The sequence below is a fragment of the Streptomyces sp. NPDC059499 genome (assembly GCF_042749285.1).
In the GTDB taxonomy this organism is placed as follows: Bacteria; Actinomycetota; Actinomycetes; order Streptomycetales; family Streptomycetaceae; genus Streptomyces.
The window spans coordinates 59,654-80,645 of sequence record NZ_JBHYTT010000013.1; the positions used below are offsets into that span (position 1 = coordinate 59,654).

Genomic DNA, 20,992 nt, shown 5'->3' on the forward strand with positions numbered 1-20,992 from the left:
GATGGCACGGGTACGGACGACGAGGAATCCGCTGGTGACGGCAGCGATCGCGCTGACCGCCGTGGCGGCGGTCGCGGCGGGCTGGGGCGGCTGGTCCCGGTACGACGCCGCTCACGACGACTCGGCGGCCTACGCACAGGCCCGCGACGACGCGCTGGCCGCGGGGGAGCAGGCCGTGCAGAACATGAACACGCTCGACCACGCGAAGCTCGACCAGGGTCTCGACAGCTGGGAGGACTCGACGACGGGCGACCTCCACAAGCAACTCGTGGACGGCCGCGACGGGTTCGCCGAGCAGATCGAGGCGGCCCGGACCGTCAGTACGGCCGAGGTGCTGTCGGGGGCGGTGACCGAGCTGGACGAACGGGCCGGTAAGGCCGGGGTGATGGTCGCGCTGCGGGTCACCGTGACCGCGCCGGAAGGCAAGCCCGCGGTGAAGGAGAGCCGGATGCTCGGGCAGCTCACCCGTACCTCCGAGGGGTGGAAACTCAGCGCCCTCGGCCAGGCGCCCGTCGGCAACACCGCAGGCTGACACCGCCGCCCCGGAACGCACCGCCTTCGAGAGGATCCCCCCAGATGTCGACGACCCGTCACCTCGTGAACCGCCGGCGCCGGTTGGCCTCGGCCGTGACGACGAGCGCTCCGCCCCGCGGGCGTGCCGCCCCCGACCGTCCGGCCGTGGGGAACGGGCCGGACACGGACGACACAGCCGTAGGCCCAACGGTGCCGGAAGAAGAGACCGTTGAAGATCCGGACGCGGCGCAGGAGTCCGCGGAAGAGGACCCCGGGACCCGGCGCGAGCGCCCGCCCCGGCTCCGCATCCGGCTCCCCGCCGTCCTCTGCGCCGCCACCGTGCTCCTCGGCGCCTTCGCGGCATGGGCGTTCGCCTCCGCCGGCACCCTGCGCGACGACCCGAGCCGGCAGAACACCGCACTCACCGACATCAGCCGGACCAGCGAGGTGAAGGGCCAGATCACCGAAGCGGTCGGTGCCGTGTTCTCGTACGACTACGCCTCGCCCGCGAAGTCCGACCGGGCGGCACGGACCCATCTGGTCGGCCCGGCGGTGCAACAGCACAAGGACATGCTCGCCGAGGTACGCGCGCAGGCGCCGAAGCAGAAGCTCGTGCTCACCACGACCGTCACCCAGAGCGGCGTCGAACGGCTCGACGGCGACCGGGCCCGGCTCCTGGTCTTCGCCGACCAGAGCAACACCCGTACGGGCAAGGCGGAGGAGACGACCTACGCGGCGGCCATGTTCGCCGTGGACGCCGTGCGCCGCGGCGACACCTGGCGGATCTCCGCCATCGACACGTTCACCCGGTGACCGGGCGGGAGAGGGAGCACGCATGAGGTTCAACGGAACGATGCGCCGCGGACTCACCGGCACGGCCACGGCCGTTGCCGCCATGGCCGCGCTCACCGCGTCCCAGGCACCCGGGCTCGTCGGCAGGTCCGACGAGGAGAAGGCCGCGGCAGCGGACGACGTGGTCTGGACGCAGGTGCCCAACGACGACAGCTACCACACGGAGCTGCCGCCGCTGAGGACACCCGAGCCGCCGAAGTCCGGCGCGAAGCCGAACCCCGTCGTCGCACTGGCCTGGGCCGAAGCGGGCATTCCGGCGACGGTCTTCTCCGCGTACCGCAAGGCCGAGAACTCGGTGGGCCGTACCGACCCCGGCTGCCGGCTCCCCTGGCAGTTGCTCGCGGCGATCGGCAAGGTCGAGTCGGGGCAGGCGCGCGGGGGGCGGGTCGACGCCCGGGGCACCACACTCTCCCCGATCCTCGGCCCCGTCCTCAACGGTGCGGGCTTCGCCCACATCCCTGACACCGACGGCGGTGCGTACGACGGCGACACCCGCTACGACCGTGCCGTCGGACCGATGCAGTTCATCCCCTCCACCTGGGCGCACTGGGGGAAGGACGGCAACGGCGACGGGCGCAAGGACCCCAACAACATCTTCGACGCCGCACTCGCCGCCGGGCACTACCTCTGTGCGGGGACGCGCAACCTGTCGGTGCGGGGCGACCTCGACCGGGCGATCCTCAGCTACAACCACTCGGACACCTACCTGCGCACGGTGCTGTCCTGGCTGGAGTTCTACCGCAAGGGCACCCACCCCGTCGCCGACGGCAGCGCTGTGATCCCGGGGAGCCCCGGTGCGGGAGGCCGGACCCCGCCCGAGGCCCCCGTCGGCGGCCCCGGCCGCCCGGACGACGACGGCATCATCGTCGGCCCCCAGCCCACCCGGACACCCGGTCCCTCGACCTCGCCCGGCCCCTCACCCTCGGACTCGGGCAGCCCCGACCCCAGCGGCTCCCCGACGGACCCGGGCCCCAGCCCCGACCCGACCGACACCGGGCCCACGGACCCGACCACCGATCCGGATCCCAGCACGTCGCCCGACCCGACCACGGACCCCGGCACGTCACCGGACCCGGATCCCAGCACCTCCCAGCCGGGCTGCCCGACCGAGTCCGCGGAGCCCGGCCCTTCGCCCACCACGACGCCCTCCGACGCACCCACGGACGACCCCTGCGCCACCCCCGTCGCCTGAGCGTCAGCCCGCCGGGAGCACCTCGGACAGGTCGTACCGCACCACTTCCTCCAGTTGCCCGTAGGTGCAGCCGGCGGGGGTGCGGTCCGGCCGCCACCGCCGGAACTGGGTGGTGTGGCGGAAGCGGTCGCCCTCCATGTGGTCGTAGGCCACCTCGCAGACCCGCTCGGGGCGGAGCGCCACCCAGGACAGGTCCTTCTTTCCCGACCAGCGGCTGGGTGCCCCCGGCAGCCGTGACCCCTCGTGCGCGGACGCGTCCGCCCAGGCCGCCCAGGGGTGCTCGGCGGGAGCGATCCGCAAGGGCTCCAGCTCCTCGACGAGTTCGGCGCGCCGCTTCATCGGGAAGGCCGCGCAGACCCCGACGTGCTGGAGCACGCCCTCGGGGTCGTACAGCCCCAGCAGCAGGGATCCCACCACCGGGCCGCTCTTGTGGAAGCGATAGCCGGCCACGACGCAGTCGGCGGTCCGCGCGTGCTTGATCTTGTACATCGCGCGGACGTCGGGCCGGTAGGGCAGGTCGAGCGGTTTGGCGACCACCCCGTCGAGCCCCGCGCCCTCGTATCGTTCGAACCACTCCTGGGCGACGACGGGATCCGTCGTCGCCGGAGCGAGGTGGACGGGAGCGGACGCCCCGGAGAGCGCGGTCTCCAGCAGGGCCCGCCGTTCGGTCTGCACCGTGCTCAGCAGGGACCGGTCGTCCAGCGCGAGGATGTCGAAGGCCACCAGGCTGGACGGAGTCTGCTCGGCCAGCATCCGCACCCGTGAATCCGCCGGATGAATGCGTTCGCTCAGCCGGTCGAAGTCAAGCCGCCCCCCGTGCGCGACCACGATCTCCCCGTCGATCACACAGCGGGGCGGGAGGTTCTCCCGCAACGCCGTGACCAGCTCCGGGAAGTAGCGGGTGAGCGGCTTTCCGGTCCGGCTGCCGATCACCACCTCGTCGCCGTCCCGGTGCACGATCGCCCGGAAGCCGTCCCACTTCGCCTCGTACTGCATCCCCGGGGGAATGGCGGACACGGACTTGGCGAGCATCGGTTTCACCGGAGGCATCACGGGCAGGTCCATGCACCGATTCTGGACCGTCCCGCGAACCACGTCTCCCGATATGCGGCATATGTGGGCCCGGCCTACGGTGGCCGACATGGGAGCAGCGGTGGAGCTGGAAGCGGACGGACGGCCCGTGCGGCTGTCCAATCCGGACAAGGTGTACTTCCCCGAGAAGGGCTACACCAAGAGGGACGTGGCCGAGTACTTCCTGGCCGTGGGGCCCGGCATCCTCCGCGCCCTGCGCGAGCGGCCGACCACCCTCCAGCGCTTCGTGGACGGTGTGGAGGGCGACTTCTTCTACCAGAAGCGTGCGCCGAAGAACCTCCCCGACTGGACCCCCACCGCCCGCATCGAGTTCCCGAGCGGCCGTCACGCCGACGAGATGTGCCCCACAGAGCTAGGCGCCGTCCTCTGGGCGGCCAACCTGGGCACTCTGACCTTCCACCCCTGGCCGGTGCGCAGGGCCGACACCGACCACCCCGACGAGCTGCGCATCGACCTCGATCCGCAACCCGGCACCGACTACGCCGATGCGGTGAGGGCCGCCCACGAACTGCGGTCCGTCCTGGACGACCACGGGCTGCGCGGCTGGCCCAAGACCTCGGGCGGGCGCGGCATCCACGTCTTCGTACCCATCGTGCCCGAGTGGACCTTCACCCAGGTCCGGCGTGCCGCGATCGCCGTGGGGCGGGAACTCGAACGCCGAATGCCGGACCGGGTCACCACCGCGTGGTGGAAGGAGGAGCGCGGCGAGCGGATCTTCGTCGACTACAACCAGACCGCCCGCGACCGGACCATCGCCTCGGCCTACTCCGTACGCCCCCGTCCGCACGCCCCGGTATCGGCTCCGCTGCGCTGGGAGGAGATCGACGACGCCGAGCCGCGCGACTTCGACATCCGGACCATGCCCGTGCGGTACGCCGAGGTGGGCGACCTGCACGCCGACATGGACGACCACGCCTTCCGGCTGGACCTGCTCCTGGAGCTGGCCACGCGTGACGAGCAGGAGCACAAGCTCGGCGATCTGCCCTATCCGCCGGAGTACCCGAAGATGCCCGGTGAACCGAAGCGGGTGCAGCCCAGCCGGGCCCGGCACGACGACGGCAACGAGGCATGAACGCCGGACAGACGACTGAGCACGGAGCGCACGGCAGGCCCCCGACACGGCGCGAGAAGTGGGAGGCGTACAAGAAGTCGCCGTACTTCCCGGCGGTGGTCCTGCTCTTCATCCTGGCCGCCGCGGCCGGGCTCTTCGCCGGCTCGTACACCTATGCGATGGCCAACCCCACGCCGCACCGGATTCCGGCCGCCGTGCTCAGCGGTGCCGACGTGGCGCGCGGCAGGGCGTTCGTCGACGGCATGGAGAAGGCGCTCGACACCTCCCTGGAACTGCACAGGTACGGGACCCGGGCCGAGGCACGCCAGGCGCTGGACGAACAGAGGGTCTTCGTGATCCTTCGGACGGTCGGTGACGGGGTGGCGATGGACGTCGCCGCGGCGTCCGGCGCCACTGTCGCGGAACTGCTCGCCGAGACGGGGGCGAAGGTCGCGGACACCCTCGGCATCCCGCTCGCGGTCACGGACGTCAAGCCCCTGCAGAGGGGTGACCCGCGCGGTCTGGCACTCTTCTACATCTCGCTCGCCGCCGTCATCATCGGCTTCCTCGGGGCGATCCAGCTCAGCGTGCACGCCCGCGAACTGCTCCCGCTGGAGCGGATCGCGTTCACCCTGGGCTACTCGCTCCTGGGCGGCTTCGCCATCGCGTCCGTCGTCGACTGGGGACTCGGGGCGGTGGACCTGCCGTTCGTCCAGTCCTGGCTGATCCTTTCGCTCACGATGTTCACCTCGGGCATGGTCTTCACCATGTTCAACACCCTCATGGGGCGCTGGGCGATGATCCCCACCTGGGGCGTCATGGTGCTGATCGGCAACCCCTCGTCGGGCGGCGCGGTGTCCTGGCCGCTGCTGCCCTCACTGCTCGGGCACATCGGCCGCTGGCTGCCGCCGGGTGCCTCGGTCAACGCCCAGCACACGGCGGTCTACTACCAGGGCCACCAGTTCGTCTTCCCGTACCTGGTGCTCGCGGCCTGGTCGTTGGTGTCCTGCACGGTGTTCTGGGTGTGGCGCCACCGGCACCCCGGAGGCCGCGGCCACATGCCTGAGCACGCGGCCGCGGCCTCCTGAGTACCGTCCCGGTGCTACAGCTCCTGGATGCGGATGTCGCGGTAGGAGATGACGTCCGTGGTGCTGTGGACCTGGAGTCCGATGTAGCCGGTGCTGAACCGCCGGCCGTCGGTACCCGGGTCGTCGCCCCGCGGCGGCTCGAAGAGCTGACCGCCGGTGTTGTCGAACTCGTTCAGCAGGACACCGTTGCGGTAGACCGAGTAGTGCTGGTCCACCACCCGGATCTCGTAGTCGTTCCAGGTGCCCTTGGGCGTGACTCCGGCGCCGCCGAGGCCCACGCGGTCGAAGCCGTAGACGGAGCCGGTCTTGTACATGTCGCCGTCGGGCCGGTCGTTGACCTGGATCTCATGGCCGTACTTGATGGCGACCCACTCCGGGCGCGACTCCTCCGGGTGGTCGTGGACGTCCGGGAAGCGTACGAAGACCCCGCCGTTGGCGTTGCCCGCCCCGGGCGCGTCGTCACGCCACTGGAGCTTCAGCGAGAAGTCGCCGTACTGGCGTGCCGGGAACCACAGCATCCCCATCCCGTCCACCGAGGTGGAGCTGGTGATGGACCCCTCCTCCGCGTTGAGCCCGAACTTCCCGCCGCCGACGTGCTGCCACTTGGAGAGGGACTCCGCGGTGCCGTCGAACAGCTTGCGGTAGCCCTCGTCCTGGCCCGGCCTGCCGATGCCGGACTGCTTGGCCGCCCGGTAGATCTTCTTGTGCTCACGGGCATCGATCGCCCCGTCGGCGAGCAGCTTGTCGAGGACCTTGTCGACGTGCTTGAGGAACAGCGCGTGCGAGGACCAGTCCTTCTCGTCCTCGATCAGCTCGTTGATCGTGCAGCGGTTCCCGGTGACCCGGTTGGGGACACCCGTGTCGACCGTGCCGACGATGACGGTGAGCCGTTCGTCGAACTCGGGGCAGTTGGGCGCAGGCACCCCGCCGCTCTCGGCGATCGTGAACGACGCCTGTTTCGCCTCCGAGGTGTTGCCCGCCTTGTCCGTCGCCCGGTGGGCGAAGGTGTGGTAGCCGACCCGGTCCACGATGACGGGCGCGGTGTACGCGAGGTACGGGCCCCCGTCCAGCGAGTACTCGGCCTTCTCCACGCCCGAGTCGGCGTCGGTGGCGGTCACCGTGGCCTTGGCGCTGGTGATGAACGCGCCGTCCGAGTTCTTGTCGCCCTCCACCGCCACGGAGGTCACCGGCGGTGTCCGGTCCTGCGACGGGGGCTCGACGACCGTGAAGTCGACGGACTTCTCGGCGGCCGCGTTGCCGGACTTGTCGGTGGCGCGGTAGCGGACCTTGTGCGTTCCCACTTCGTGCACCATCACGGGGGCGGTGTACGGCTGCCAGGCGCCGTCGGCCCCGATCGCGTACTCGATGGTGTTGACGCCGGAGCCGGTGTCGGACGCGGTCACGGTGACCGTGGCCATGCCCAGGTAGGCGTCCGCGTCGTCCTTCTCGCCCGATACGGTCGCCGAGGTCTCCGGCGGTGTCTCGTCGTCCGTGGGCGGTGCCGCGACCGCGAAGTCGACGGACTTCTCGGCGGCCGCGTTGCCGGACTTGTCGGTGGCGCGGTAGCGGACTTTGTGCGTTCCCACCTCGTTCACCACGACGGGGGTCGTGTACGGCTGCCAGGCGCCGTCGGCCCCGATCGCGTACTCGACGGTGTCCACGCCCGAACCGGCGTCGGTCGCCGCCACGGTGACGGTGGCCTGACCGATGTACGCGCCGTCGGCGTTCTTGTCGCCGTCCACGGTCGCGGAGGTCTCGGGTGCGGTGGTGTCCTCACCGCCGCCGCCCTCGGTCACGGTGAGAATGCCCTGCATCGAGCCGTGGCCGGGGATGGTGCAGTGGTAGAAGTACCGGCCGGGCGTGAGGGTGACCTCGACGCTGTGCTTGCCGCCCGCGCTGTCGCTCGGGTTGGCCAGGATGTTCAACGGGACGTCGTTGTTGAACTCCACGTCGGACACGCTGAAGGTCAGGGTGTGCGGCATGCCCGTCGTGTTGCCCGTGGCCGTGCTGTTCTCGAAGACGATGGTCGCCGGGCCGGCCACCGCGGTCTTGGGCGCCGACAGATAGTGGTCGATGGGATCGCCCGCGGTCCAGTTGAGTACCTGGTCGGTCGCGGCCGCGGGACGGTCGTCGTCGCGACCGTACGCGGCCGTCGACGTCAGCCCCAGGACCATCAGGAACGAGCCGAGCAGGGCCAGCCACAACCGGGCCGGTCCGTACCGCTGTCGCGCGAGGAGTGAACGGTGTCTCACTGCGCTGCCGCCTTCCTGGCCAGGTCGGAGGCGGCCGGGGTCGGGCCGCCGCCCTTGTACGTCACGCGCCACAGCGCGGACTTGGAGTCGGAGGTGAAGAAGCCGCGCCCGTAGTCCAGGACGTACAGCGAACCGTCGGGGGCGAACTTCCAGTCCATGAGGTTGCGGATGCCTTCCGCACCGACCGGAATGATCTTCTTCAGGGACTCGGCGTGCGTGGGCGTGCCGCCCTTGCCGACCGTCTTCGGGTCGGTGAGCACGGCGTGCCGCGGCTGGGTGTCGTCGTAGAAGTCACCGACGAACCACTTGCCGTCCCAGTACGAGGGCCACTTGGCCTCGCTCGTGCTCGCCGCGTCGTAGCGGTACACCGGGCCGTTCATCGTTGCCTGGCCGCCGCCCTTGAGCCAGGGCAGGAGCTGCTTCTGGTCGGCCACCTTGTAGCTCGGGATGCCGTTGGCGTCGCGCGGGTAGTCCACGCCGCCGCCCTGGGGCGAGTACCAGATGGTGTTGGACGTGATCGGCGGCAGCTTCACGAGGCCGTCGTTGTTCGGCGACTCGTTCCTGGGGGCGTCGCAGTCGTACCAGCCCAGCGGCTTGGTGGGATCCGGCAGATTGCGGTCCCGGTAGGGCTGCTTGTTGCCCATGCAGTACGGCCAGCCGTGGTTGCCGGCCTTGGTGATGGCGGCGAACGTGTCGTACTTGGCGGGACCCCACGTGGTGCTGGGGGAGCCGGCGTCCGGGCCGACCCAGCCCGCGTAGAGCGTGTCGGTGGCCTTGTCGACGGAGATCCTGGCCGGGTTGCGTACACCCATCACATAGATCTCGCCGCGGGTCTTGCCGCCGCCCTCGTCCGGCTCCTCGCCCGTGAAGAGGTTGCCCTCCGGCAGGGTGTAGGTGCCGTCGTCCTCGGGGTGGATCCGCAGGATCTTCCCGTTGAGGTTGTTGGTGTTGCCCGCGGTACGGCGGGCATCGGCGAACGACACGCCCTTGTAGTTCGGCTGGGGGTTGTTACCGGAGTAACCGTCGCTGAAACCGGAGGAGTTGTTGTCCCCGGTGGCGATGTAGAGGTTCTCCTTCGAGTCCCAGGCCAGGCCGCCGCCCGCGTGGCAGCAGCTGTGGATCTGGACCGGCCAGTGCAGCAGCACCTTCTCGGACGCAAGGTCCAGCTTGTTGGTGGCCCGGTCGAAGGTGAACCGGGAGACCTGACGCACCGCCATCTGCTTGTCGCGGTCGATCTTCGCGTGCGGTGTGTAGTGCAGGTACACCCAGCCGTTGGTGGCGAAGTCCGGGTCCAGCTCGATGCCGAGCAGGCCCTCCTCCACCTTGACCAGTTCGTCGCCGCCGCCCTTGTTGCCGAAGACGGTCAGCTTGCCGGCGAGAATGACCTTCTTGGTCGCCGGGTCGTAGACGTGGATCTCGCCCTGGCCCTTGCCGATGTCAGGGTTGTTCCAGTCCGTGACGACCGGCTGGTCACCGTCGGCGCCGCCGCGCCCGATGTAGAAGACCCGCCCGTCCTTCGCCGTGACCAGGCCGTGCGGCTCGCCGATCTGGTCGTTCTGGCCTGGCTGGTTGGGCTGGGTGAGACGCTCGGCCGTGTAGTTGGCGTCGATGGTCGCCTTGCAGTCGGCCTGGGAGATGCGGCTCGTCCAGGCCAGCGCGCCCCGCAGATGGTCGCGGAAGTCCGTCTCCGCGAAACTGCTGACCGTACCGCCCATGCCCGTGTAGAAGGACCGGCCGCCGTCGTAGTCACGGCACCAGGAGACCGGGTGGTCCCAGCCGTTGGCGCTCGCTCCCGGCGCGTACGTGATCTCGCGGACGCGGGCCACGGTGTGCACGTCGCCGGACGGATTGTCCTTCCAGTTCAGCCACTTGTCGGGACGCTTCCACTCCAGCGGGAGGTTCTTCGTCGCCGGGTGCCGGCGGTCACCGATCTCGACCGTGGCGCGCTGGACGTTCGCCGGGCTGTCCGCCGAGGGGCGGGCGCCCACCAAGCCGGTGAACCAGTCGGAGTACGGCTCGGTTCGCGCCGCGTCATGGATGCCGAGGAATCCGCCGCCCGCCTCCATGTACGCCTCGAGGCCCGCCTCCTGCTCCGGGTCGAGGACGTCGCCGCCGCCGGTCAGGAAGACGACCGCGTTGTACGTGCCGAGCTGCTTGCCCTTGGTGAAGACCCCGGCGTCGTCGGTGGCGACGGTCCTGAAGCGTCCGGCCTCCGGGCCGCTGAGCCCGATCTTCTCGATGGCCGCGATTCCCGCATCCACGGTCGGCGACTCCTCGCCCGCCGAGGCGTGGAAGACCAGCACCTTGACGTCGGCACCACCCGGCGGCGAGGGGAGAGACAACGTTGTCGCCACCCGTTCCCCGAGTCCTGGATCCGGATAGGGTCTGGCGCTGGCCGCGTTGCCGCCCAGCAGGGACGCGGTCAGCGCGCCGGCCGCCACCGCTGCCGCGAGGCCCCGACGCGATCTGGACCTGTGATGTGGTGTGCGCTGCATGTGGTCACCCACCCCTCTTTGGTCACTGCTCTGGTCACTGCAACTGTGTGGTCACTGCAACAGCGCACGAAGCTAGACCTCTTTTCGCGACTCGCCAATAGCTACGGCAGCAATCGGACGAACTTTGTCCTGAGTGTGGATAAACATGGTTCCCACAGCTACGGTGTGGGCCGTCCCGGGGAACAGCACGTCAGTTTCCGTATCGCAGTGGGGAGTTCGACATGGACCGAAGGACCTTCAACCGGCGGATGCTGGTGGGCGGCGGTGTGGCGGCGGCGACCGGGGTGACATCGATGTCACTCGGCGCGGTGGAGGCGAGCTCGGCGGAGAACCCGCCGAGGACCGCCCCGGCAGGAGGAGCCGTCCGCCACCTCAAGCTGTACGCCGAGAAGCTGGCGAACGGCTCGATGGGCTACGGCTTCGAGAAGGGCAAGGCGTCGATTCCGGGGCCGCTCATCGAGATCACCGAGGGCGACACCCTGCACATCGAGTTCGAGAACACCACGGACGTCGACGCCAGCCTCCATGTCCACGGCGTCGACTACGACATCGCGAGCGACGGCACCCGCATGAACCGGAGCCACGTCGAACCGGGCGGCACCCGCACGTACACCTGGCGCACCCACGCCCCGGGCCGCCGGAAGGACGGCACCTGGCAGGCGGGCAGCGCGGGCTACTGGCACTACCACGACCATGTCGTCGGCACGGACCACGGCACGGGCGGCATCCGCAAGGGGCTCTACGGGCCCCTCGTCGTCCGGCGCAAGGGCGACATCCTGCCGGACAAGACGCTCACGATCGTCTTCAACGACATGACGATCAACAACAAGGCCGCCCACGAGAGCCCGAACTTCGAGGCCACGGTGGGAGACCGGGTCGAGGTCGTGATGATCACGCACGGCGAGTACTACCACACGTTCCACATCCACGGTCATCGCTGGGCGGACAACAGGACCGGGCTGCTCACCGGCCCCGAGGACCCCAGCAGGGTCGTCGACACGAAGATCTGCGGACCCGCCGACTCGTTCGGTTTCCAGGTCATCGCAGGCGAACACGTGGGTGCCGGCGCCTGGATGTACCACTGCCACGTCCAGAGCCACTCCGACATGGGCATGGCCGGACTGTTCCTGGTCGCCAAGGCCGACGGCACGGTCCCCGGCTACGACCCGCCGCACCACGCGGCCGGTGCGGCGGACGCCCACGAGCACTGAGCCACGCACGTCACCCGACAGCCTCTCAGGCCGTCAGCCGCCGCTGCTCCTCCTCGACGACGAGCCGGGCGAGCGCCCCGTCCGACACGTCGACGGCATCGGGCGTCGCCTCGGCGACATCGCTGCGCCGCGCGTACGCGTCGAAGAGGCGGTCCTTGCGCGCGAGGATCTCCAGCATGCGCTGGTCGACGCTGTCGGCAGCGAGCAGCCGGTGCACCTGGACCGTCCGTATCTGCCCCATGCGATGGGCCCGGGCCACCGCCTGGTGCTCCATCGTGGGCTTGATCTGCGGTTCGCACAGGATGACCACCGAGGCCGCCTGCATGTTCAGCCCGATGCCGCCGGCCTGGATCTGACTCAGCAGGACGGCGTGCCCGTCGGCCGCGCCGAACGCGTCGACCATCCCCTGCCGGCGCGCGGCAGGGAGACTTCCGGAGACCGGACCGAACACACCGTCGCCCAGAGCCTCCCCGACGGTCCGGAGCACTTCGCGGAAGTACGAGAACACGACGACCTTGAGCCCGTTGTCCTCGGCCTCCGTGACCAGCTCGCACAGCCTGTTCAGCTTCGCCGAGGTCTCGGGACGCGCGTACGCGGCCCGGCGCATCCGCATGAAGTGCCCGGCGGCGACCGCCTCGCGGTAGGCCTCGAGATCACCTGCCGAGAACTCCTCCCACTCGTCCGCCTGGACCACCGCGGGGAGTTCGCTCAGGACATCCTCCTGGTTCCGCCGCAGGTAGGCGGGAGCGACGGCCCTGCGGAAGGCGTGCGAGCCGGCGACGCCGTGCGTGGTGGTGACGGACGGCGCCAGTTCGGGCCGCAGCTGGCGCACGAGGCTCCGGAACTCCTCCACCCGGTTCTCCATCGGGGTACCGGTGAGGAAGAGAACCCGTTCGGCGTGGCCCGTCCAGCCGGTCACCGCACGGGAGCGCCGGGTGGCGGGGTTCTTCACGAAGTGCGCCTCGTCGACCACCACCATGCCGGGCCGGATCCGGCAGGCCGGCCCCTCGGGCAGGGTGGACAGCGCGTCGAACGTGGTCAGGGCGACGCCGCCCTTCTCGCGCCACTCGGCGAAGGCTTCCTGCCGCTCGGGTCCGTGCACCGGCACGGCGCGCAGAGTGGAGCGGGCACGGATCTCCCGGCCCCAGTTGATCAGTACGCTCGCCGGGCACACCACCAGGAAGTGGGTCTCGTCCCGTGCCGCGAGGTGGGCCAGCGCGGCGATGGCCTGGACGGTCTTGCCGAGCCCCATCTCGTCCCCGAGGATCACCCGTTTCTGGGCGAGGGCGAAGCGTGCGCCGAAGGACTGGTAACCGCGCAGCGACACCCTCAGGTGCGTGTCGTCGAGCCGCAGTCCACGCACCCGGTCCGCGATCCCGGCGGGCAGGAAACCCTCGGCGGCGTCCCGGTCGGGTCCGGCGGCGGACAACTCCGCGAGCAGGCTGTAGTACTCGGCCGACCGCAGCTCGAAATCGACCCACGCCTCCGCCTCGGACGCGGCTCCCCGCAGCAGATCGACGGACACCTGGCCGAACAGCAGCCGCAGTTCCCGCGCGGCCGCCGCCTCGACGGCGGACCGTACGGAGGCGACGGCGGCCAGCACCTGCGCACGCGCCGCCCGTCCCGCGAACAGCATGCGCAGCCGGCTGCGGGCCGGTGCGGCGGCGGCGAGCGGCGGTTCCAGCTCCGTGACGAGCCGCCGGGCGAGGGTCGTGGCCCGCCGGGCGTCGGGACCCGCCTCGACGAGCCGGTGCAGGGCGATGAGCAGCGCGGTCGTGGCAGCGTCCGAGGCGTCCACGTCTATCCGTACGGCGACGGTGTCGCGGACCGCGTGCGCGATCTGCCGGGTGGCCGCCAGTGCCCGGTCCGCCGTCTGTGCCCCGACGCCGGGGATCTGGCGGAGCTCGTAGCGCCCGGTGTCGTGGACCTGGCCCACCGTCAGGTAACCGGCCTGTTCCAGCGCGCCGATCCGCAGCCGGCCCTCGGTGACGTCCCCGAGCCTGGCGAGGGGGATGGCGGCCAGCTCCCGGCCGACGAGGGAGTCGAGGAGGGGGGCCAGCGCGGTGCGTGCGCCGTCGACGGCGCGGACGTGGTCGTCCAGGACGGCGCGGGCGGTCGTGACGAGCCGGTCCGCTTCCTCGAGCAGCTCACGGGCGGCTCTCCCCGTGGGCGCGTCCGCGCCCGAGGGTCCGGCCTGTGTCATGTACGTCCTTCTGTCCCGCAGCCCTCTCGGTGACCGAGCGCCCGTCACCTTCCCGGGCGGGGTACATCGTCGCACGGGCACGCGCCGGAGCCGTCCATCACGGGGCGGGCGGGCGGCGTTCGGCCGGAGTCAGCAGCAGCACCTCCAGGGCGCGGGCACAGGACCGGGCCTGTTCGAGGAACCAGCCGGTCCGCTCGTCGGTGATCACGGACGGGGTGGCGCGCACGGCGAGCGCGAAGCGCGCGTAGCCGGAGCCGTCCAGCACGGGGACGGCCAGGGTGCGCACCCCGAGCGCCGACTCGCCGTCGTTGAGCGCGTACGCCTCGGCCCGTACGCGCGCCAACTCGGCCTGCAGCAGGGCGGGTTCCACGATCGTGCGGTCGGTGAAGGCGCGCAGGGGCGGGAGCGCGGCCGGTCCGCCCTCGCCGGGCCGGGCCCAGGCCAGCAGGACCTTGCCCAGGGCCGTGGAGTGCAGCGGCCTGCGCAGCCCCGTGTGCGGGGTGACCGAGCCGCCGGCGACGATCACCGCGTGCGGGCCGCTGCGCAGCGCCAGGTCGGCCGTCGCGTTCGTGCGCTCCGCCAGGTCGGTCAGCTCGGGGGCGGCCAGATGGAGCCCCCGCTGGTGGTACGAGAGCCGGCCCAGTTCGGTCACCGCGGGGCCGAGCCGGTAGCGCGATGTGCGCGCGTCCTGCTCCAGGAAGCCCGCGCCGAGGAGGGTGCGGGCCAGGCGGTGGGCCGTGGAGACGGAGAGCTCCAGCCGCCGGGCGAGGTCGGAGGCGCTCAGGTCGGGGCCGTTGTCGTGGAAGCAGTGCAGGACGTCCAGCGCGCGCAGCACTGCCTGGGCTCCGCCGGGTGCGGGCACCGCCGCGGCCTGGGTCATGTCGTTCCACTCTCCGCTCGCGTGGGGGACGGGATCCACGAGGCTCCCATGGTTGCCACATTACGGGAGGGAGGAAGGGCCTGAACGGGACTGTGAAACACTCCGTTCACAGTCAATCCCACATGGTGGGAAGCCAGTTGTGAGCAGGGCTCGGCCCGTGGCAGGCTTCAGCCCTCACCACCGGCGAACGGAAAGGAGCAGTGCCATGGCAGGTCCCCGCGCCACGACCCCGGGCACCACAGCTCCGGTCCGGCTCGCCCTCACGCTGCGCCGCCACATCGACCTGGCACGCGTTTCCAGCGCCTCCTGTCGCTGAACCCCGCAGCCCCTTCACCTCCGCGCCGACGCTCCCGCCTACCGGGCCGGCCGCTCTCCCGCCCCGCCGCATCCGGTGATCCCTCCGGAGCGTCCCCGCGGGTCGCGGCCCGTTCCGGTGCCGGACGCCGCGCCCGTGCGCCCCTCCCTGCTTCGCCGACCCTTCGGGAAGACTCCATGACGCGTTCCGCCGTCCTGCCCAGGACCCTCTGGTTCACCCGCTGTCCCGTACCCACCGCGACCGGCATCGCCGCCGACCGGCAGTGGCTCAGTGACGAGTTCGCCTCCGACGGCATCGCCGTGCGCTCCCTCCAGGACGCCGACCCCGACGCCGACCGCGGCGCCCACTTCACCCACGCCCTGCCGGGGCTGTTCCGGGAGGGCGGCAACGTGCCCGCCCTGTGGGCCCGTTCGCGTGGTGAGCGGACCCGGCTGATCGGTCTGACCTGGATCGAGGAACGCCAGGCCGTACTGGTCGCCCCCGGATCCGGGATCAGGGGCGCCGACGCCCTGCGCGGACTGCGGCTCGCGGTGCCCTCCCACACCCTGGCCATCGACTTCTGGCGGGCCATGGCGCTGCGCGGATTCGAGGGCGCTCTCGGGTCCGCCGGTCTGACCCTGGACGACGCGGCACTCGTCGACGTGCCCGCCGACGAGCACCACGGCCAGTGGGCCGCCGAACTCGAAGCGCTGCGGCGCGGCGACGTCGACGCGGTGTACGTCAAGGGCGCCCTCGCCGTCGAAGCGGCCCGCAGGACTGGGGCCGAGGTCGCCGTGGAACTGGACGAGCTGCCCGACCGCCGGTTCCGCGTCAACAACGGAACGCCCCGTCCCATCACCGTCCACCAGCAGTTGCTGGACGACCACCCCGGGCTGGTCGACCGCTTCCTCGCCGTCCTGCTCCGAGCGGCCGACTGGGCCACCGGACAGCCCGCCGAGGTCGACCGCATCCTCGGGGCCGAGACCGGAGCCGGCGCCGACGGAGTCGCGGGCGCCTACCGTCCCGGCACCCATCTCACCCTGCACCCGGACCTGTCGGCCGAGCGGCTCGGCCTGCTCGCCGAGCAGGAGACCGCGCTGCGCGCCCACGGCTTCCTCCCGGAGCCCGTGGACGTCGCGGCGTGGGCCGACCCCGCGCCACTGCGCAGGGCAGCCGCCCTCGCCCGGCTCCACCCCGTCCCCTCGTCCATCCCCGAACCCCGAGGACCACTGTCACCATGAACCCGCACCGACCGGGCCGTACGGCCCTCGCACCCGCACTCCTCACCGTCACCGCGCTCCTTGCCCTCAGCGCCTGCGGTACGTCCGAGGCCGACAGCGGAACGGGCGCCGCGAGCACCGTCACCGTGCGCATCCCCGACCCCGGCAACTCCGGAGTCCTCGCCGTCGGCAAGAAGGACGGCAGCCTCGACAAGGCCCTCGGCAAGGCCGGTGCCAAGGTGGAGTGGACCGGCAGCGCGGGCCCCTTCGCGCCGGCCGCACAGGCCATGAACGCCGACCAGCTCGACTTCGCCACCGGCTCCATCACCTCGGGCGTCACCTCCCTCGCCCAGCGCCCCGGCTTCAAGTTCTTCACCGCGGTCGACCCCGACGCGACGGGCGAGGGAATCCTGGTCCGCAACGGTTCGGGCATCGACTCCGTCGCCGGTCTCGTGGGGAAGAAGGTCGCCGTCAACCAGGGCGGTACCGGGGAGTACCTCCTGCTCAAGGCGCTCGCCAAGGCCGGCATCCCGGCGGACCAGGTCGAGCGGGTCTATCTGCGCCCCGACCAGACCGCCGCCGTGTTCAACGCGGGCAAGGTCGACGCCTGGGCCGTCTGGGCCACCTACGCCGTGGCCGAGATCGGCAGCGGCAAGGCGCACTTCGTCGCCGACGGCGCCGCCATCGGCTCCGACAACTACAGCCTGAACGCGGTGCGTACGGGCTTCGCCGACAAGCACCCCGAGATCGTCAAGGCGCTGTACCAATACCTCCACGACGCCAGCGTCCGGGAGAAGAAGGATCCCGCCGCCTACCTGAACGTCTTCACCGACGTCGGCCCCACCGCCGTCAGCGGCAAGGCCCTGGAGGCGCAGACCGCGATCATCGCCAAGGGCGGCACGGTCGACCCGATCGGCCCCGAGGACATCGAACGCTTCGAGGCCGTCGCCGCCTTCTACGCGGAGCAGAAGGTCACCAAGGGACAGGTCGATGTCGCGGCCCACCTCCTCGACATCGAGAAGCTGACATGAGCGCGGTCTCCGAAGGGGCCGCCACGGAGGGCCTCGTCACCCCCCGGCCCCAACTCCGCAAGCCGCGCGGCCGTCCGTTCGCCCTGACCGTCCGCGCGCTGGGCCCGGTGGCCCTGCTCCTCCTGTGGTGGACGGCCTCCGCCACCGGGCTGCTCACCCCCGATGTGCTGGCGTCGCCCGCGGAGGTCCTGCGGGCCGTGGGGGAGCTGTGGGGGAACGGGCAGCTGCCCGACGCGCTCACCACCTCCCTGACCCGGTCCGGGATCGGCCTGCTCTTCGGGCTCGCCGCCGGGCTGGTCCTCGGTATCACCACCGGATTCACCCGGATCGGCGACGAGCTCCTCGACTCCTCGCTCCAGACCCTGCGCACCATCCCCTTCCTCGCGCTGGTCCCCCTGTTCATGGTCTGGTTCGGGATCAACGAGACGGCCAAGATCCTGCTCATCGCAGTCGCCACCACCTTCCCCATGTACGTGTCCACGTCGAGCGGCGTACGCAACACCGACCCCAAGCTCGTCGAGGCCATGCGCAGCTTCGGGATGAGCAGGCTCGCCATCGTGCGGGAGGTCGTCCTGCCTGGAGCCCTGCCGTCCCTCCTGGCCGGCCTGCGGCTGTCCATGACGCTCAGCGTGATCGCCCTCATCGCCGCCGAGGAGATCAACGCCACCGCGGGCATCGGCTATCTGATGTCGCAGGCGCAGAGCTACGCGCGCACCGACATCCTCGCCGTCTGCATCCTGATCTACGGCCTCCTGGGCCTGGCCGCCGACATCCTCGTACGCCTGCTGGAGCGCGTCCTGATGCCCTGGCGGTCCCCGCAAGGAGGGACACGATGACCGACCGAACGCAGCGGCCCGCCGTACGGGTACGCGGACTGCGCCGGGTCTTCGGCACCCGGGCCGTGCTCGACGGTCTCCGGCTCGACATCGCCCGGGGCGAGTTCGTCGCCCTGCTGGGTGCCAGCGGCAGCGGCAAGACCACCCTGCTCCGCATCCTGGGAGCACTGGACGGCGCCGACGGGGGAGAGGTGCTCGTCCCCGAGGCCCGCACCATCGTCTTCCAGGAGCCCCGCCTCGTACCGTCCAAGAAGGTCCTCGCCAATGTGACCGTCGCCCTGCCGCGCAGTCGCTCCGCCCACGGGCTCCGGGCCCTCGCCGAAGTGGGCCTGGAACGGCACGCCGACGCCTGGCCCGCCACGCTCTCCGGCGGCGAGGCGCAGCGCGTGGCACTCGCCCGGGCGCTGGTGCGTGAGCCCGAACTGCTCCTGCTGGACGAGCCGTTCGCCGCCCTGGACGCCCTGACCCGGCTGAAGATGCAGGACCTGGTGGGGGAGCTGTGCCGCAAGCACCGCCCTGCCGTCCTCCTGGTCACCCACGACGTCGACGAGGCGGTACGGCTCGCGGACCGCGTCGCCGTGCTGCGCGACGGGAAGCTCGTCACCGACGAGACCGTCGCCGTCGACCGGCCGAGGGATCCCGGCGATCCCGCGTTCGCGGCACTGCGCCGCCGGCTGCTGAAGGACCTCGGCGTCGATGCCTCCCCCGCCCCTGCCCCCTTGCCGTCCCCTGCCCCCGCCCCCGTCGAAACTGCCGAAGTCGGAGTGATCTGAATGACCATCACCATCGGTGTCCACAGCAGCAACCCGTCCCTCTTCCACCTGTACCACCTCTCCCGCCTCGGCATCGCCCAGGAGGAGCTGGCCGCTCTCGGTGAGACGGTCGCCTTCCACCCGTACACCAACGGGGTGCGCACCGGTGAGCTCCTCACGCAGGGCGTCATCGACTTCGGCGGCACCGGATCCACCCCGCCGGTCACCGCCCAGGCGGCCGGCCACGACCTCGTCTACACCGCCGTGTCCGCCCCGCGCCCCGAGCACGGCGCGCTCCTCGTCCCGGAGGACAGCCCCGTCCGCACGGTCGCCGACCTCAAGGGCACCACCGTCCACCTCGCCATCGGGTCCTGGCAGACCCATCTGATCGCCAAGGCCCTGGACGACGCCGGACTCTCGTACGCCGACGACATCACCGCGGTCCGCAGCACCGACGACAGCGAGCAGCTGCTGCGTTCCGGGGACATCGCCGCATGGGTCGCCCAGGGACCGCAGCTGGCGGCCGCGCGCAGGACCGGCGGGCTGCGCACCCTCGTCGCCACCGGCGACGTGATCACCGACCGGTCCGTCTTCTTCACCCGGCGCGAACTCGCGGAGAACCGGCCGGAGATCATCGAGGCGCTCACCCGCGCCCTCCAGCGCGCCGACGACTGGGCGGCCGCCAACCCCCGTGCCGCCGCCGAGATCGCCGCCGCCGACCTGGGCGGGAGCGCCGACGACTGGGAGACCGCCCTGCGCGCCCTGCCGTGGAAGATCGAGTCCGTCAGCGACGCGTTCATCGCCGAACAGCAGGAAGCCGCGGACATCTTCCACCGCACCGGATTCATCGACCGGCCGGTCGAGGTCGCCACCGCCCGGGCGCACGCGGGCACCGCGGCCGCCGGCACCCTTTCCGCCTCCGGCCCGAAGGCGGCCTGAGCGGCATGGCGACCGAAGTCCTCTGGTACATCATCCCGCGCGAAGGCGCCTACCCCTGGGAGCCGGAGGGGCGGCGGACCGCCGACCTCGGCTACCTCAGCCGGCTCGCCGGAACCGTGGAGCAGCTCGGCTACAGCGGTGCCCTGCTCGCCACCGACCTGTACGACGTCTGGCCCCTGGGCAGCGCCCTCGCCGCCTCCACCAGCACCCGCTTCAAACCGCTGCTCGCGGTTCACCCCGGCCTCATCTCGCCCACGCTGCTGGCCAAGATGGCGCTGAGTTTCGACCAGCTCTTCGGCGGCCGGCTGCGCTTCAACGTCGTCAACGGCTCCACGAAATCGCTCCAGGAGTACGGACTCCACGTCGAGCACGACGAACGCTACGAACTCAGCGCCGAGTACTGGTCGATCGTCAAGCGGCTGACGGCCGGAGAGGTCTTCGACCACAAGGGCCGCTTCTACGACCTGAAGAACGCGGGCGCCTCGTTCCGTGAGCTGAAGCCCGTCCAGGACCCGCACATCCCGCTCTGGTTCGGCGGCTCGTCGGCACCCGGCATCGAGATGGCGGCCGAGCACGTCGACGTCTTCCTCACCTGGGGCGAACCGCCGCACCTGCTGAAGGAGAAGCTGGAGCGGGTCCGGGCGCGGGCGGCCGCGTACGGCCGCACCCTCCGCATCGGTCTGCGTCTCCACCTGATCGTCCGCGATACGGAGGACCAGGCGTGGGCGGCGGCCGACCGCCTGCTGGACGTCACGAGCGAGGCGACGTACGCCCGCCAGCTCGGCGACCGGGCGGGCGAGGACGGGGTGGGCTGGCAGCGCCAGTTCCGCCAGCACGGCGGCAAGGTCCCGGCGAGGGCGCGGGAACTGGAGACGTACCCCAACATGTGGCCGGGCATGAGCCTGTTCCGGCCGGGCCCCGGCACGGCGGTGGTCGGTTCGACGGCCCAGGTCGTCGAACGCCTCAAGGAGTTCGAGGACCTCGGCGTCGACACCTTCATCCTGTCCGGGAACCCGCTGCTGGAGGAGGCCTACCGGGTGGCGGAAACGGTGCTTCCGGCACTCGGCGTCACACGCTGACGCCCACCACG

17 protein-coding genes are annotated in these 20,992 nt (G+C 71.2%); 12 read left to right on the top strand and 5 right to left on the bottom strand.

Annotated features, from left to right (window positions below):
• Position 1: 1 nt before the first annotated feature.
• Genes ACFW9O_RS26765 through ACFW9O_RS26775 form a run of 3 tightly spaced genes read left to right on the top strand, consistent with a single transcriptional unit; the run spans position 2 to position 2,557 of the window.
• Positions 2–532 carry a nuclear transport factor 2 family protein gene (locus ACFW9O_RS26765; RefSeq protein ID WP_384612789.1) on the top strand — a complete coding sequence of 177 codons (531 nt, stop codon included), beginning with the start codon at positions 2–4 and terminating at the stop codon, positions 530–532.
• 44 nt (positions 533–576) lie between these two features.
• Entirely contained in the window at positions 577–1,326 is a 750-nt protein-coding gene (locus ACFW9O_RS26770; protein WP_384612791.1) for a hypothetical protein, read from the top strand.
• A 22-nt stretch (positions 1,327–1,348) separates the two neighbouring features.
• Entirely contained in the window at positions 1,349–2,557 is a 1,209-nt protein-coding gene (locus ACFW9O_RS26775) for a lytic transglycosylase domain-containing protein (protein WP_384612793.1), read from the top strand.
• A gap of 3 nt (positions 2,558–2,560) precedes the next feature.
• On the opposite strand, the gene ACFW9O_RS26780 is transcribed toward ACFW9O_RS26775, so the two are convergent.
• Positions 2,561–3,622, bottom strand: coding sequence for an ATP-dependent DNA ligase (locus tag ACFW9O_RS26780; protein ID WP_384612795.1), 1,062 nt, complete (start codon positions 3,620–3,622; stop codon positions 2,561–2,563).
• Positions 3,623–3,710: 88 nt separating this feature from the next.
• Here ACFW9O_RS26780 and ligD point away from each other — a divergent pair, with 88 nt between their 5' ends.
• Together ligD and ACFW9O_RS26790 are read left to right on the top strand one after the other, a co-directional pair.
• A complete protein-coding gene (gene ligD / locus ACFW9O_RS26785; protein ID WP_384612987.1) occupies positions 3,711–4,721 on the top strand; it encodes a non-homologous end-joining DNA ligase in 1,011 nt (336 codons plus the stop codon).
• On the top strand, positions 4,718–5,788 hold the full coding sequence (locus tag ACFW9O_RS26790) for an ABC transporter permease (protein ID WP_384612797.1): 1,071 nt from the start codon (positions 4,718–4,720) through the stop codon (positions 5,786–5,788). The genes ligD and ACFW9O_RS26790 overlap by 4 nt, the downstream gene beginning before the upstream one ends.
• 14 nt (positions 5,789–5,802) lie before the next feature.
• Here ACFW9O_RS26790 and ACFW9O_RS26795 read toward each other — a convergent pair whose 3' ends face one another.
• Positions 5,803–8,040 carry an OmpL47-type beta-barrel domain-containing protein gene (locus ACFW9O_RS26795; RefSeq protein ID WP_384612799.1) on the bottom strand — a complete coding sequence of 746 codons (2,238 nt, stop codon included), beginning with the start codon at positions 8,038–8,040 and terminating at the stop codon, positions 5,803–5,805.
• Positions 8,037–10,535, bottom strand: a complete 2,499-nt coding sequence (locus ACFW9O_RS26800) for a ThuA domain-containing protein (RefSeq protein WP_384612801.1) — start codon at positions 10,533–10,535, stop codon at positions 8,037–8,039. Before ACFW9O_RS26800 ends, ACFW9O_RS26795 begins: the two co-directional genes overlap by 4 nt.
• A 221-nt stretch (positions 10,536–10,756) precedes the next feature.
• Here ACFW9O_RS26800 and ACFW9O_RS26805 point away from each other — a divergent pair, with 221 nt between their 5' ends.
• Positions 10,757–11,746 carry a multicopper oxidase domain-containing protein gene (locus ACFW9O_RS26805; RefSeq protein WP_351169736.1) on the top strand — a complete coding sequence of 330 codons (990 nt, stop codon included), beginning with the start codon at positions 10,757–10,759 and terminating at the stop codon, positions 11,744–11,746.
• 25 nt (positions 11,747–11,771) lie between these two features.
• On the opposite strand, the gene ACFW9O_RS26810 is transcribed toward ACFW9O_RS26805, so the two are convergent.
• Both ACFW9O_RS26810 and ACFW9O_RS26815 read right to left on the bottom strand, forming a co-directional pair.
• A complete protein-coding gene (locus ACFW9O_RS26810; protein ID WP_384612803.1) occupies positions 11,772–13,949 on the bottom strand; it encodes a DEAD/DEAH box helicase in 2,178 nt (725 codons plus the stop codon).
• Between the two features lie 97 nt (positions 13,950–14,046).
• On the bottom strand, positions 14,047–14,829 hold the full coding sequence (locus ACFW9O_RS26815; protein WP_384612804.1) for an IclR family transcriptional regulator: 783 nt from the start codon (positions 14,827–14,829) through the stop codon (positions 14,047–14,049).
• 492 nt (positions 14,830–15,321) lie between these two features.
• On the opposite strand from ACFW9O_RS26815, the gene ACFW9O_RS26820 reads away from it, so the two are divergent.
• The 6 genes from ACFW9O_RS26820 to ACFW9O_RS26845 are packed head-to-tail and all read left to right on the top strand — an operon-like array spanning position 15,322 to position 20,981.
• Positions 15,322–16,365: an ABC transporter substrate-binding protein gene (locus ACFW9O_RS26820; protein ID WP_384612806.1), complete on the top strand. Its 1,044-nt coding sequence runs from the start codon at positions 15,322–15,324 to the stop codon at positions 16,363–16,365.
• The gene (locus ACFW9O_RS26825; protein ID WP_384612808.1) at positions 16,362–17,375 is read left to right on the top strand and encodes an NrtA/SsuA/CpmA family ABC transporter substrate-binding protein; all 1,014 of its coding nucleotides are present in this window, start codon (positions 16,362–16,364) and stop codon (positions 17,373–17,375) included. The genes ACFW9O_RS26820 and ACFW9O_RS26825 overlap by 4 nt, the downstream gene beginning before the upstream one ends.
• Complete coding sequence (locus tag ACFW9O_RS26830; RefSeq protein ID WP_384612810.1) at positions 17,372–18,211, top strand: ABC transporter permease; 840 nt, start codon at positions 17,372–17,374, stop codon at positions 18,209–18,211. Before ACFW9O_RS26825 ends, ACFW9O_RS26830 begins: the two co-directional genes overlap by 4 nt.
• Positions 18,208–18,984 carry an ABC transporter ATP-binding protein gene (locus ACFW9O_RS26835; RefSeq protein WP_351169751.1) on the top strand — a complete coding sequence of 259 codons (777 nt, stop codon included), beginning with the start codon at positions 18,208–18,210 and terminating at the stop codon, positions 18,982–18,984. Before ACFW9O_RS26830 ends, ACFW9O_RS26835 begins: the two co-directional genes overlap by 4 nt.
• On the top strand, positions 18,985–19,902 hold the full coding sequence (locus ACFW9O_RS26840; RefSeq protein ID WP_384612812.1) for an ABC transporter substrate-binding protein: 918 nt from the start codon (positions 18,985–18,987) through the stop codon (positions 19,900–19,902). It begins immediately after the preceding gene.
• Between the two features lie 5 nt (positions 19,903–19,907).
• Positions 19,908–20,981, top strand: coding sequence for an LLM class flavin-dependent oxidoreductase (locus ACFW9O_RS26845; protein WP_351169757.1), 1,074 nt, complete (start codon positions 19,908–19,910; stop codon positions 20,979–20,981).
• Positions 20,982–20,992 lie beyond the last annotated feature (11 nt).

Excerpts from the sequence above, each read along its gene's own strand:
- ACFW9O_RS26770 (WP_384612791.1), top strand. The coding sequence starts at position 577 with ATGTCGACGACCCGTCACCTCGTGAACCGCCGGCGCCGGTTGGCCTCG.
- ACFW9O_RS26845 (WP_351169757.1), top strand. The coding sequence starts at position 19,908 with ATGGCGACCGAAGTCCTCTGGTACATCATCCCGCGCGAAGGCGCCTAC.
- ACFW9O_RS26790 (WP_384612797.1), top strand. The coding sequence starts at position 4,718 with ATGAACGCCGGACAGACGACTGAGCACGGAGCGCACGGCAGGCCCCCG.
- ACFW9O_RS26805 (WP_351169736.1), top strand. The coding sequence starts at position 10,757 with ATGGACCGAAGGACCTTCAACCGGCGGATGCTGGTGGGCGGCGGTGTG.
- ACFW9O_RS26765 (WP_384612789.1), top strand. The coding sequence starts at position 2 with ATGGCACGGGTACGGACGACGAGGAATCCGCTGGTGACGGCAGCGATC.
- ACFW9O_RS26820 (WP_384612806.1), top strand. The coding sequence starts at position 15,322 with ATGACGCGTTCCGCCGTCCTGCCCAGGACCCTCTGGTTCACCCGCTGT.
- ACFW9O_RS26825 (WP_384612808.1), top strand. The coding sequence starts at position 16,362 with ATGAACCCGCACCGACCGGGCCGTACGGCCCTCGCACCCGCACTCCTC.
- ACFW9O_RS26830 (WP_384612810.1), top strand. The coding sequence starts at position 17,372 with ATGAGCGCGGTCTCCGAAGGGGCCGCCACGGAGGGCCTCGTCACCCCC.
- ACFW9O_RS26800 (WP_384612801.1), bottom strand. The coding sequence starts at position 10,535 with ATGCAGCGCACACCACATCACAGGTCCAGATCGCGTCGGGGCCTCGCG.
- ACFW9O_RS26780 (WP_384612795.1), bottom strand. The coding sequence starts at position 3,622 with ATGGACCTGCCCGTGATGCCTCCGGTGAAACCGATGCTCGCCAAGTCC.
- ACFW9O_RS26815 (WP_384612804.1), bottom strand. The coding sequence starts at position 14,829 with ATGACCCAGGCCGCGGCGGTGCCCGCACCCGGCGGAGCCCAGGCAGTG.
- ACFW9O_RS26840 (WP_384612812.1), top strand. The coding sequence starts at position 18,985 with ATGACCATCACCATCGGTGTCCACAGCAGCAACCCGTCCCTCTTCCAC.
- ACFW9O_RS26835 (WP_351169751.1), top strand. The coding sequence starts at position 18,208 with ATGACCGACCGAACGCAGCGGCCCGCCGTACGGGTACGCGGACTGCGC.
- ACFW9O_RS26810 (WP_384612803.1), bottom strand. The coding sequence starts at position 13,949 with ATGACACAGGCCGGACCCTCGGGCGCGGACGCGCCCACGGGGAGAGCC.
- ACFW9O_RS26775 (WP_384612793.1), top strand. The coding sequence starts at position 1,349 with ATGAGGTTCAACGGAACGATGCGCCGCGGACTCACCGGCACGGCCACG.